An 11,447-nucleotide genomic window follows, 5' to 3' on the forward strand; every position below is an offset into this window, starting at 1 on the left:
GCAATAAGGTACCGATCTCGCTGATGAAATCAGGAGGCTCAACCAGCCCGCCTCCCTGAATGAAGCCGGAAAACTCTAGCCTCAGATGGTCCAGAAACCTGGGGCGGTTCACGATGGGCCGGACTCTAATCCAATCTGGAGGAAATTCTCAGTGGCAGGTCACCGCCCGTCCAAGTCTCGACTTTTATTCCATATCCCTCAATCCAACTCCATATACTCAAAAACCTGAGGATCGCGGATCTAGGAAGACCATCCGCTCCAGTTGAATCTCTGACAAAAATTGCTGGCAGGAATGATCCTTCAGCTGGCAAGAGAAACAACTGGAAGCCTCGAAACTCTACGAGATGTGGCTTTGTTGGCCATGGTACCGAAGCGCGCACATGTGCTCCGATCCAGCCAATTTGATTCAGCCTATCGTCGGCTGCCTCAATTGTTTCTATAAAAATTCGCGTATCAGGAAATTCACCAACACATTGGTCAGTGGGCATAAGCTCAAACTGTGGCTTTTGATACATAGCCGGGAAGATTGGATTTGGGCTTTTGGTGTCTTTCATTATCGAAAGTAATTGTTCCCACTCGGTTTAACGTGGAGTATTTTAACACCACTTTGATTATATAGTTGCATAAAATGGACTGAAGCTATTCTAACATGATACATTGTAGGCCGCCAGATTGTAGTCAAATCGGGAGTGCTGACTGCATCTGCCGTTTCGCCTCTCAAACCAGCCAGCCCGCCCCCAGCCGATTAGCTAAAATTACTCTCCAACATCAAACCGCCCATTCCTCATCCGTCGTGAACACGATCGTCAGCCAGCGGTCGCTCCCCTCGCCGCCCAGCGCATCGCCGATCTCGTCGCGGATCGCGTCCCATTCTTCCAGATGCCGGGGCGGCCAGTTTTTCGGGACGATGAAAAAGAGTTCGATCTGACGGCCGCGGCCGACGCGGGCGACATAGGAATAGTGCGAGGAGAAACCGAATTTCTCCACCGTCTCGGCGGCCACCCGGTCCACATGCTGCTTGAATTCCAGCGGGGTCACCAGAAGAATATCCGCCAGCGCCTGTTTCACATTGCCGAGCGGCATGGGAATGATGACGAGGCAGACCAGCGCCAGCACGGCCGGGTCGATATAGGGTGCAAGCCATGCCTGCGCCGTTCCCGTGAGCCCGTAACCCACGGCGAAGGCGACGAAGAGCGCCATGCTCAGAAGCGCGCTCATCAGCCAGCTTTTGGCGTCCAGCGCCACGAAGGCGGATTTCAGCCGGCGGTTCTGCCGTTTGACGAACCATGCCATGGCGAGCGAGACGGCGAAGCTGACGAAGGTGACGACAATGGCGTAATCGAACTCGATCAATCTGCCGCCATCCATCAGGCTGTCGATGGCATTGATGAGGGCGTAGATCGCCGCCCCCATCAGGAGCGTGCCGTTAAGCCCGAGCACCATCGGCTCCAGATGCCAGAAGCCCATGGTGAAACGCTCCACCAGCCGGCCGCCGGGTTTGGGCGCGGCGGAAGCGGCGATCAGCCGCGCGACAAGCAACGCCAGCACCGTCATGAAAGCATCCGTCAGCGCATAGACACCATCGAAAACCACGGCGAAGGAGCCGGAGAACAGGCCTGCGCCGATGCCGAAGAGCGCCAGGAGAACCGTGACGGCAATGGAGAATTTGAGCAGGGATTGTTCTGTCATGACGTGTATTTTACCTTCAAACCGGATGCCGCCTTGGCGGAGCGCTTTCTCTTTTCCTTGAATCGAGAAAATCCTCTAACTCTTTGTTTTGTAGCATTTCCAGGCGGAAAACCGGGGTCCACTTTTCCTGGAAATGCTCTATAAACAGCACATTGAGCACTCACAAGACAGGACAAAACCCATGGATCTCGGCATTTCCGGCAAACGCGCCCTCGTTCTCGCCTCCTCTCGCGGCCTTGGGCTGGGCATTGCCACCGCGCTGGCGAAGGAAGGCGCACATGTCCTTCTCGTCGGCAGAAGCGGTGAGAAGCTGGAGGCGAATTGCAAGGCGATCAATGCGCTCGGCAAGGGCAAGGCCGACTGGGTCTGGGGCGATCTGGCCGAGGACAATTTCGTCGAGGCCATGGTTCAGGCCGTCAGGGAAAAGCTCGGCGGCATCGATATTCTCGTCAACAATACCGGCGGCCCGACGCCGGGCCTTGCGCAGGAGATGACGGCCGACAAGCTGGATACCTTCTTCCAGTCGATGGTGCTGCGCGTCATCACGCTTACCAATGCGCTTTTGCCGCAGATGAAGGAACAGGGGTTCGGCCGCATCCTGACAGTCGCTTCCTCCGGCGTGTTCGAGCCGATCGCCAATCTGGCGCTGTCCAATACGCTGCGCGGCGCACTGGTCGGCTGGAGCAAGACGCTGTCCTCCGAAGTGGCCGGTTTCGGCATCACATCCAACCTGCTGCTGCCCGGCCGTATCCACACCGACCGCATCGATGAACTCGATGGCGCCAACGCCAAGCGTCTGGGCAAAAGCGTCGAGGAAATTCGCGAGGCTTCCGTGAAGAGCATTCCGGCCGGCCGTCTCGGCACGGTCGAGGAATTCGCAGCCGCCGGCGCTTTCCTCTGCTCGGTGCCGGCAAGCTACATCACCGGCACGATGCTCAGGGTAGATGGCGGCGCGGCGAAGTCGAATTAAGGCCACAGAGCTACGAATCCAGTCAGGAAGCCGCTCCGTAGATCACGTAGCGGTTCCGGCCAGTATTCTTGGCCTCGTAGAGGGCGGTATCGGCCCGGCGCAGGACATCGCTTGCGCTCTCACCCGGATTTGCAAAGGCAATGCCCGCCGAGCAGCTGTATCGGAAACCGGGCATGTCTGCGAGCGGTGAGGCCTGCGCCAGTGATGACAGCACCCCCTGCATGACCGCCTCAACCCCCAAAACGCGCGAACCGGCGACCATCAGCAGGAACTCCTCACCGCCGATCCGCCCCACGAGATCGTCGCGGGCGACCGCAGCGGAAAGTCGGGCGGCGAAGTCCCTGAGAACCAGATCGCCGCAGGCATGGCCAAAACGGTCGTTCACGGACTTGAAGTGGTCTATGTCCATGATGATGACGGCAAGGGCCTCGGCCTTGTTGGGGCCAAGCCTGTGATTAAGAATATCCATGACGTAGCGGCGGTTGCCGAGGCCGGTCAACTCGTCGCTCAGGGCGAATTTCAGCGCCCTGTCCCGCTCCTGGCGAAGATCGCGCAGCTCAACACCGAGTTCGGAAATATCGGTGACGACGCAAAGCATCCAGCCGCCCGGCAGCGTCGTCTCGGTCGTCAGCATCCAGCGCCCGTCATTGAGGCTGGTTTCAATGGTGCGATACGGCAGCTTGCCGCGCCTCGTTCCCGCCGAGCGCAGCCATAATTCGAAATCGGCGGTCTCGACGGCCGTGCCGGTGGAGTTGCGGTAACCGATGCGCATCAGATCGGCCCATGTCGGAAATTCGTCCGGCCCGATGCCGAGCGCCATGCGGAACGCCGTGTTGGCGAAACGCAGTTCATCTTCGCCGTCGAAAAGGGCATAACCCTGCTGGGACGCCGCCATCAGGTCCATGAGATGGCGGTTGAAGCTCTCCGCATCGCCGCGGGCGTTTTGCGCCGGCAACACGTCTTCGAGGGAGGAACGGGCCGGCTTTCGGGACATCGGGGCTCCGCGTCTGCAAACACAACAAATACAAAAATAAATCTGCTCTTTAACGCTATAGTTCAGCCTTATACTCGCTTTATGCGAAAAAATATTTAATGCTTGCGGCAGGACGGCCTTCCAGCCATGGCGATTACTTCATGCAATTTTCACAATAAACCCGGGTGCAGGCGCTTGCCATTCCGTCAGCCCTGTGCAATCAACCGCCCTCCTCTGACATCGGGGTGCCAAAGGCATCCCTTATTTTCACGCCGGGCCGCCTTTCAGGCCGGGCGGGTGTTTCTATCGGCAACAAGGATATGGCGATGACGCAAAAGCGGGCTCTCGGCCTCGATTTCGGCACGACCAACACGGTCATGGCTCTTTCCGACGCGGGCGGTGCCAGCCGTTCCATGCGCTTCACCAGCAGCGCGGGCACGGATGACAGCATGCGCACGGCGCTCTCCTTCATGAAGGATGCCGGCCTTGGTGCGGCCGCCCTGCATGTGGAAGCCGGCCATGCCGCCATCCGGCAATTCATCGACAATGCCGGCGACTGCCGTTTCCTGCAGTCGATCAAGACATTCGCCGCCTCTCCGCTGTTTCAGGGCACGCTGATCTTCGCCAAGCGCCAGAGCTTCGAGGATCTGATGGACGTGTTCCTGCGCAAGCTGAAGACCTATGCGGGCGAGGAATGGCCGGGGGATGTCTCCACCGTCATCGCCGGCCGGCCGGTGCGTTTCGCCGGCAGCAATCCGGATGAAACGCTGGCGCTCGCCCGTTACAACGAGGCGCTCACCCGCGCCGGTTTCCCGGAAATCCACTATGTCTATGAGCCGGTGGCAGCCGCCTATTATTTCGCGCAAAGCCTGAAGAAGGACGCGAATGTGCTGGTGGCGGATTTCGGCGGCGGCACGACGGACTATTCGCTGATCCGTTTCGAGACCCATGCCGGCAAGCTTTCCGCCACCCCCATCGGCCATTCCGGCGTCGGCGTGGCGGGCGATCATTTCGACTTCCGCATGATCGACAATCTGGTCTCGCCGGAAATCGGCAAGGGCAGCAAGTTCAAGAGCTTCGACAAGGTGCTGGACGTGCCCTCCGGCTACTACGTGAATTTCGGCCGCTGGAACCAGCTGTCGATCTTCAAGACCTCGAAGGAGTTCACCGATCTGAAGTCGCTGGTGCGCTCGGCGCTGGAGCCGGAAAAGCTCGAGCTCTTCATCGATCTGGTCGAACATGACGAGGGTTATCCGCTCTATCAGGCGATTTCCGCCACCAAGATGGCGCTCTCCTCGGCGGAAGAAGCGGAATTCAACTTTGCACCATTGGGCAAGGCCGGCCGCAAGATGGTGAAGCGCAGCGATTTCAACAACTGGATCGCCGAAGACCTCGCCAAGATAGAAGAAGCGCTCGACGAGGTTCTGGAAAAAACGAAAGTCGCGCCCGAAGCCATCGACAAGGTGTTCCTGACCGGCGGCACCTCCTTCGTGCCGGCGGTTCGGGAGCTTTTCACCCGCCGTTTCGACGCCGACCGCATCGAAAGCGGCGGCGAGTTGCTCTCGATTGCCCATGGTCTGGCCATGATCGGCGAAAGCGGCGACATTCAGCGCTGGACAGTGTGATTTGCGGGTTCCCCGGGCGGGGAACATGGGTTAATTTCCGCCCATGATCGCCGCTCACGACCTCTCCCCGGCCGAACTCGCCGCCCTCCTGCATTTCCATGCGGATGCGGGCGTCGACTGGCTGCTGGAGGAGACCCCGGTCGACCGTTTCGCCGAATTTGCCGCCGCCCGCCCGGCCCGATCCGCGCCTGCGCAGGAGGCAGCAGCAGCTTCACGCCAGATGGAAAGGCCGGCGGACCGCCGTGCCGATGCGCCTCAGCGGCAGGCGGCGACGCGCAGCGCCCCGGCGCGCGGCGCACCGGCGGCTCCCGCCATTCAGCAGAATGTCGCCATGCCGGACGAGCAGGCGGTGGCGGCGGCGCGTTTTGCGGCCGAAAGCGCGCGGTCGCTTGCCGAGCTGAAAACCGCGCTCGACGGTTTCAGCGGCTGCAACCTCAAGAACAGCGCGCGCAATACGATCTTTACCGAAGGCGACCCCGCCTCCGCCATCATGGTCATCGGTCCGATGCCGGATGCCGATGACGACCGCGAGGGCCTGCCCTTCGCCGGCAAGACCGGGCTGTTGCTCGACCGCATGCTGGCAGCCATCGGGCTTGAGCGCAGTACCATCATGCTCGGCAATGTCGTGCCCTGGCGGCCGCCGGGCAACCGCCCGCCGACTCAGGCCGAAATGGATATCTGCCGCCCCTTCATCGAGCGTCAGATCGCCCTTGCGGAGCCGAAACACCTGTTGCTTCTCGGCAACTTTACCGCACGTTTCTTCTTTGGCGGCACCGGCACGATCCATACGCTGCGCGGACAGTGGCGTGATGTCGCAGCCGGACACCTGATTTTGCCGGCTTTGGCCAGCCTGCATCCGCAGGAGCTGTTGAATGCGCCTGCCAGCAAGTCATTGGCATGGCAGGATTTATTGGCTTTTCAGGCAAAGATTGCCGAAGGCTGACTGCCTTATTCTTGCTCAATGTAAATGAATTATGAAAAAAGCCATGCACAATGCGCATAACAGCGGCGCATTTGCTCAGCTTGCCGAATCCATGCTGCGCTGCGATATAGCCCCATGTCTTGGGAGGAATAGGTTTAAGGAACCAAGGCAATGACCACTCGCTTCCGTCCGGTACATTCCGGCTTTGAAACGCTCCGCCTGGCGGGCCTCGGCCCTCGCTCCAGTCAGGGCTACCATCGTTTCGGCGCAGCCGCAAACGAACAGATGACCGCACGCGCTGCCATGCAGCAGGTCCGCGTGACGCGTCCCTCGGCAGTCTTCGCGGATTTCCGCGAGCGCTGAGAAGCACTCAGGCCAGTCTAGCGCTGGTCCACAGATATGATTGCGCGCTGGCGTCTTTCTTCGGGAAGGCGCCTTTTGCTTTTGCGGTTTTTACGATCATAAGTCTCCGTCATGCCGAACCTGATCCGGCATCCAGCCAGCCCAAGTCCTTGGGCTGAAAGAACTCTTTTCGCCGCGCGGACGCGCGTCGGCTGGATCCCGGCTCAAGGCCGGGATGACGGAAGCGGTTGCCATGAAACACCGGCAATAACATCCCTCACCCCTGCGGCGTCGAGGCCTTGCGGGCCGCCCGTCTTGCCAGGCCCAGCTGATGCTCGCGAAAGATGATGAAGATGCCGGCGAGGATAACGATCGCCGTGCCGATCAGCATCGTCACCGTGGGAATATCTCCGAACAGAATGTAGGAGACCGCGATGCCGAAGATGATGGAGCTGTATTCGAAGGGCGCGATGACCGAGACTTCGGCGTGCCGATAACTCTCCGTCAGGAAGATTTGCGCAACCCCGCCGCAGATGCCGCTGGTGATCAGCAGCATGGCCTGCGTCATGCTCAGAGCGCTCCAGCCGAAAGGCACGCTGACGAGCGACAGCAGCGTGGCGGTGAGCGAAAAATAAAGCACGATGGTCGGCGTCTTTTCCGTCTCCACCAGTTGCCGCACCTGGATCATCGCCAGACCGCCGAGCGCCGCACCGCACAATACGGCAATGGCCCCCAGCCCCTCACCCGCGGCAAAACCGCCTTCCCTCAGAAGCGTCATCTTCGGCCAGAGAATCACCAGCACGCCCGTCATACCGACGAAGACCGCGCTCCAGCGATAGATGCGCACCTTTTCATGCAGGATGACGGCCGCGAAAACGACCGCGAGAAGCGGCGAGGCATAACCGATGGCGATGAATTCCGGCAGCGGCAGCATGGTCAGCCCGTAAAAGCCGCAGGCCATGGACAGGATGCCCAGAAACCCGCGCTTGAAATGGCCGAAAAGATTATTGGTGTGCAGCGCGCTCGTCAGCGCATGCAGCCACGCAAGATAGACGACAATCGGGAGAATGGCGAAAGCGGAGCGGAAGAAGGTGATTTGGCCGGCAGGCACATCGCCTGCGGCCTTGATACAGGTCTGCATGACAAGAAAAAAGCCGACCGAAATCAGCTTCAGGCTAATCCCGCGAAAGGGATTCATCGGTTCGGCGTTCATTGGCAACTACTCATATCGGCTGCGCAAACACGCCATCGGGGGATTTTTCATGCGGGGAGGACGACGCAGGGGAATTGGAATTGCGCAAGGCTAGAGCATTCCCCCGGCGCTTTACAACAAAAAATGTGATTTACCCGTGAATTCGGCTGATTTGGGGAGGGATTGTTTTCGCGGCTGCGGAAATGATGCAAACCAAAAGCGACGCGCGCTAAAATTTGAAGAAAATAAAATATAATTTCAGCAATCGTTCAACATTTGCTGCCATGGTCCACAGGTCCGGCGGCGGGAGGATTGTCTGCATGGCCGGCAAAGCCTTCCATGGCGGGACAGAACGTCCTCCGACGCGCACATGAACGTGACGAATATTCTACCCATTTTACATCCGGGCCTTATGACGACATGATGCCGGGAAGACCACGCAAAGTTATTCAGGGACAGTCATGCGAACAGACACGGGCCAGATCGTTCACCTGGCAGATTACCGCCCCACCGATTTCGTTCTGGAGCGGGTGGATCTCACCTTCGAACTCGACCCCAAGAATACCAAGGTCGAAGCCCGTCTGATCTTTCACCGGCGCGAAGGCGCCGAGCGGCAGGCGCCGCTGGTTCTGGATGGCGACGAGCTGAAGCTTTCCAGCCTGCTGCTCGACCAGGTGGAACTTCCCGCCGGTCAATATGAGGCGACGCCGGAGAGCCTGACCATCCGCGACCTGCCGGCGGAGGCGCCCTTCGAAATCTGCGTCACCAATTACATCAATCCGCAGGTCAATACGCAGCTCATGGGGCTTTATCGCACCAATGGCGTCTATTGCACCCAATGTGAGGCGGAAGGCTTCCGCCGCATCACCTATTTCCCCGACCGCCCGGATGTTTTGGCGCCCTATACGGTGACGATCATCGCGGCAAAGGACGGCAATCCCCTGCTGCTCTCGAACGGCAATTTCCTCGGCGGCGGCAATTACGATGAAGGCCGTCACTTTGCGGCATGGTTCGATCCGCATCCGAAGCCCAGCTATCTCTTCGCACTCGTCGCCGGCGATCTCGGCGTGGTGGAAGATACCTTCACCACCATGTCCGGCCGCGACGTGGCGCTGAAGATTTACGTCGAGCATGGCAAGGAGCCGCGTGCGGCCTATGCGATGGACGCGCTGAAGCGTTCGATGAAATGGGACGAAGAGCGCTTCGGCCGCGAATACGACCTCGATATTTTCATGATCGTCGCCGTGTCGGACTTCAACATGGGCGCGATGGAGAACAAGGGTCTCAACGTCTTCAACGACAAATTCGTGCTGGCCGACCCGGAAACCGCCTCCGACGCTGACTACGCCAATATCGAGCGCATCATTGCGCATGAATATTTCCACAATTGGACCGGCAACCGCATCACCTGCCGCGACTGGTTCCAGCTCTGCCTGAAGGAAGGCCTGACGGTCTATCGCGATCAGGAATTTTCCGCCGACATGCGCTCTCGGCCGGTCAAGCGCATCGCCGATGTGCGCCACTTGAAATCGGAGCAGTTTCCCGAGGATTCCGGCCCGCTGGCGCATCCGCCGCGCCCCGATACCTATCGCGAAATCAACAATTTCTACACGACGACCGTTTATGAAAAGGGCGCCGAAGTCACCCGCATGATCGCCACGATCCTCGGCGCGGACGACTTCAAGAAGGGCATGGACCTCTATTTCGAGCGCCATGACGGCGAAGCCGCAACCGTCGAGGATTTCGTCAGGAGCTTCGCGGATGCCAGCGGCCGTGACCTTTCGCAGTTTTCGCTGTGGTACACCGAAGCGGGCACGCCGCTCGTCTCCGTCTCATCGGCTTATGATGCGGGCAAGTCCACATTCAAGCTCACTCTAGAACAGACGACCGCGCCGACGCCCGGCCAGCCGGTAAAACAGCCGCGTCACATTCCGCTGTCGCTGGCGCTGATCCTCGACAATGGCCAGATCGCCGAACCGCAGGCCGTCGAAGGCGGCGAATATCGCGACGGCGTGCTGCATCTGACCGAACGCAACCAGACCTTCTCCTTCTCCGGCATTTCCTCGCGGCCGGTGCTGTCGATCAACCGCAGCTTCTCGGCGCCGATCAATCTGGATTTCGAGCAGAATGCGGCCGATCTGGTACAGATCGCCCGGCATGAGACGGATATGTTCGCGCGCTTTCAGGCGCTGACCGATCTTGCCCTGCCGGCGCTGATTGCCGCCACCAGGGCCGTTCAGGGTGGCAAGGACGTTCAAACGGATGCGGAGCTGACCGCAACGCTTATCGAAATCATCGGTAACGACGCTCTTGAGCCCGCCTTCCGGGCGCAGGCGCTGGCCTTGCCGAGCGAAACGGATATCGCCCGCGAAATGGGCGGCGACAATGACCCGGACGCCATCCACAAGGCGCGCAACGCCACCATCAAGGCCATTGCGACAGCCGGGCTCGAAACGCTGCGGCGGCTTGCCGAAAGCACGGCTGATGGCGAGGCCTACAGCCCGGATGCGGTAAGTGCGGGACGCCGTTCGCTGCGCAACGGCGCGCTGACCTTCCTCGCCTTTGCCGAGGAAACGCCGGCCCGCGCGGCAAAGGCCTTTACTGAGGCCACCAACATGACCGATCTCGCCCATGCGCTCAGCGTGCTGACCCAGCGTTTCCCGGAAAGTACGGAGACAAAGGAAGCGCTTGCCGCCTTCGAAAAGCGCTTTGCCGACAATGCGCTCGTGCTCGACAAGTGGTTCTCGCTGCAGGCAGCCATTCCGGGCGACGGCGCACTCGACCGGATCAAGGAACTGATGAAATCGAAACATTTCATCGCCACCAATCCGAACCGGGTCCGCTCGCTCGTCGGCACGCTTGCCTTCGCCAACCCTACCGGCTTCCACCGCGCCGATGGCGCCGCTTACCGGTTCCTGGCGGAGCAGATCATCGCCATCGACAAGCGCAATCCGCAGCTTGCCGCCCGCATTCTCACTTCCATGCGCTCCTGGCGGTCGCTGGAGGCAAGCCGTGCCGAGCACGCCAAGGCGGCGCTTTCGACGATCGCCGACGCCAAGGGCCTGTCGACGGATGTAAGCGACATCGTCGGGCGCATCCTGAAGGGCTGACCGCCCCGCCAAAACTCCGGACAATGCCGATACGCCGTCTTGATCGCCATCAAGGCGGCGTATTGCGTTGCGCGATATGATGGTGCGCGAGAGGCCGGGAACGGCTGAAGACCGGAAAGGAATTTCAGATGACGGATATGTCCAGGACCAGCGCTTCGTTTCAGCGCTTCATGACCGATGCTCCGGCCCACAAGGCGGCATGGTTTCAGGCCGTGCAGGGTCTCGGGGCGGCGTCCACGCTCGATGCGAAAACACAGAGCCTGATCTATATCGGCATTCTTGCCGCCCTGCGTCTGGAAAGCGGTCTCGCCTTTCACGTGATGGAAGCCAAGGTGCGGGGCGCAAGCCGCGACGATATCATCAGTGCGGTGCTGACCGGTCTTCCGGCGGCCGGCAATGGCGTGATCAGCGCGCTTGGCCCGGCTCTCGACGCCTTCGACGGAACCTGACGCCTGTTCCAGCGGCGCTCCGCAAAGACCGGATCAGATTGCCGGCTCACTGATTTCGTTCATAATTCCCGCCTTCACCAAAACGGAAACAGACCGTCCCGAAAAAATACGGAGTCGGTTCAAGGGGTTAAAATTCTTTTAACTTTTGCCTCTGGACACGGCGAATCGCATTTGA

9 protein-coding genes are annotated in these 11,447 nt (G+C 59.9%); 6 read left to right on the plus strand and 3 right to left on the minus strand.

Going from position 1 to position 11,447, the window contains the following annotated elements; all coding sequences use genetic code 11:
• Nucleotides 1-768: 768 nt before the first annotated feature.
• A complete protein-coding gene (locus tag PIB16_RS24370; protein WP_271046485.1) occupies nucleotides 769-1,689 on the minus strand; it encodes a cation diffusion facilitator family transporter in 921 nt (306 codons plus the stop codon).
• A gap of 181 nt (nucleotides 1,690-1,870) precedes the next feature.
• Between PIB16_RS24370 and PIB16_RS24375 the strand changes: the two genes are divergently transcribed.
• Entirely contained in the window at nucleotides 1,871-2,659 is a 789-nt protein-coding gene (locus PIB16_RS24375; RefSeq protein WP_078054243.1) for an SDR family oxidoreductase, read from the plus strand.
• 22 nt (nucleotides 2,660-2,681) lie between these two features.
• Here the strand turns inward: PIB16_RS24375 and PIB16_RS24380 are convergent, their stop codons facing one another.
• Nucleotides 2,682-3,653 carry a GGDEF domain-containing protein gene (locus tag PIB16_RS24380; RefSeq protein ID WP_271046486.1) on the minus strand — a complete coding sequence of 324 codons (972 nt, stop codon included), beginning with the start codon at nucleotides 3,651-3,653 and terminating at the stop codon, nucleotides 2,682-2,684.
• Nucleotides 3,654-3,958: 305 nt separating this feature from the next.
• Here PIB16_RS24380 and PIB16_RS24385 point away from each other — a divergent pair, with 305 nt between their 5' ends.
• From PIB16_RS24385 to PIB16_RS24395, 3 genes are all read left to right on the plus strand, one after another.
• The gene (locus PIB16_RS24385) at nucleotides 3,959-5,257 is read left to right on the plus strand and encodes an Hsp70 family protein (RefSeq protein WP_220318812.1); all 1,299 of its coding nucleotides are present in this window, start codon (nucleotides 3,959-3,961) and stop codon (nucleotides 5,255-5,257) included.
• A gap of 43 nt (nucleotides 5,258-5,300) precedes the next feature.
• Nucleotides 5,301-6,200 (plus strand): uracil-DNA glycosylase, encoded by a 900-nt coding sequence (locus PIB16_RS24390; protein WP_271046487.1) that lies wholly within the window; start codon nucleotides 5,301-5,303, stop codon nucleotides 6,198-6,200.
• A gap of 150 nt (nucleotides 6,201-6,350) precedes the next feature.
• Nucleotides 6,351-6,542 carry a hypothetical protein gene (locus PIB16_RS24395; RefSeq protein WP_003509784.1) on the plus strand — a complete coding sequence of 64 codons (192 nt, stop codon included), beginning with the start codon at nucleotides 6,351-6,353 and terminating at the stop codon, nucleotides 6,540-6,542.
• A gap of 256 nt (nucleotides 6,543-6,798) precedes the next feature.
• On the opposite strand, the gene PIB16_RS24400 is transcribed toward PIB16_RS24395, so the two are convergent.
• Entirely contained in the window at nucleotides 6,799-7,734 is a 936-nt protein-coding gene (locus PIB16_RS24400; protein WP_059753763.1) for a DMT family transporter, read from the minus strand.
• Between the two features lie 440 nt (nucleotides 7,735-8,174).
• Here PIB16_RS24400 and pepN point away from each other — a divergent pair, with 440 nt between their 5' ends.
• Both pepN and PIB16_RS24410 read left to right on the plus strand, forming a co-directional pair.
• Nucleotides 8,175-10,823 (plus strand): aminopeptidase N, encoded by a 2,649-nt coding sequence (gene pepN / locus PIB16_RS24405; protein ID WP_271046488.1) that lies wholly within the window; start codon nucleotides 8,175-8,177, stop codon nucleotides 10,821-10,823.
• 128 nt (nucleotides 10,824-10,951) lie between these two features.
• Nucleotides 10,952-11,272 carry a carboxymuconolactone decarboxylase family protein gene (locus tag PIB16_RS24410; protein ID WP_125144618.1) on the plus strand — a complete coding sequence of 107 codons (321 nt, stop codon included), beginning with the start codon at nucleotides 10,952-10,954 and terminating at the stop codon, nucleotides 11,270-11,272.
• The last annotated feature ends 175 nt before the right edge of the window (nucleotides 11,273-11,447 follow it).

Source organism: Agrobacterium sp. ST15.13.015, assembly GCF_027871645.1.
GTDB lineage: Bacteria > Pseudomonadota > Alphaproteobacteria > Rhizobiales > Rhizobiaceae > Agrobacterium > Agrobacterium leguminum.

Bases quoted from the DNA above. Each gene is read 5' to 3' on its own strand.
- PIB16_RS24370 (WP_271046485.1), bottom strand. From the start codon at position 1,689: ATGACAGAACAATCCCTGCTCAAATTCTCCATTGCCGTCACGGTTCTC.
- PIB16_RS24375 (WP_078054243.1), top strand. From the start codon at position 1,871: ATGGATCTCGGCATTTCCGGCAAACGCGCCCTCGTTCTCGCCTCCTCT.
- PIB16_RS24380 (WP_271046486.1), bottom strand. From the start codon at position 3,653: ATGTCCCGAAAGCCGGCCCGTTCCTCCCTCGAAGACGTGTTGCCGGCG.
- PIB16_RS24385 (WP_220318812.1), top strand. From the start codon at position 3,959: ATGACGCAAAAGCGGGCTCTCGGCCTCGATTTCGGCACGACCAACACG.
- PIB16_RS24390 (WP_271046487.1), top strand. From the start codon at position 5,301: ATGATCGCCGCTCACGACCTCTCCCCGGCCGAACTCGCCGCCCTCCTG.
- PIB16_RS24395 (WP_003509784.1), top strand. From the start codon at position 6,351: ATGACCACTCGCTTCCGTCCGGTACATTCCGGCTTTGAAACGCTCCGC.
- PIB16_RS24400 (WP_059753763.1), bottom strand. From the start codon at position 7,734: ATGAACGCCGAACCGATGAATCCCTTTCGCGGGATTAGCCTGAAGCTG.
- pepN (WP_271046488.1), top strand. From the start codon at position 8,175: ATGCGAACAGACACGGGCCAGATCGTTCACCTGGCAGATTACCGCCCC.
- PIB16_RS24410 (WP_125144618.1), top strand. From the start codon at position 10,952: ATGACGGATATGTCCAGGACCAGCGCTTCGTTTCAGCGCTTCATGACC.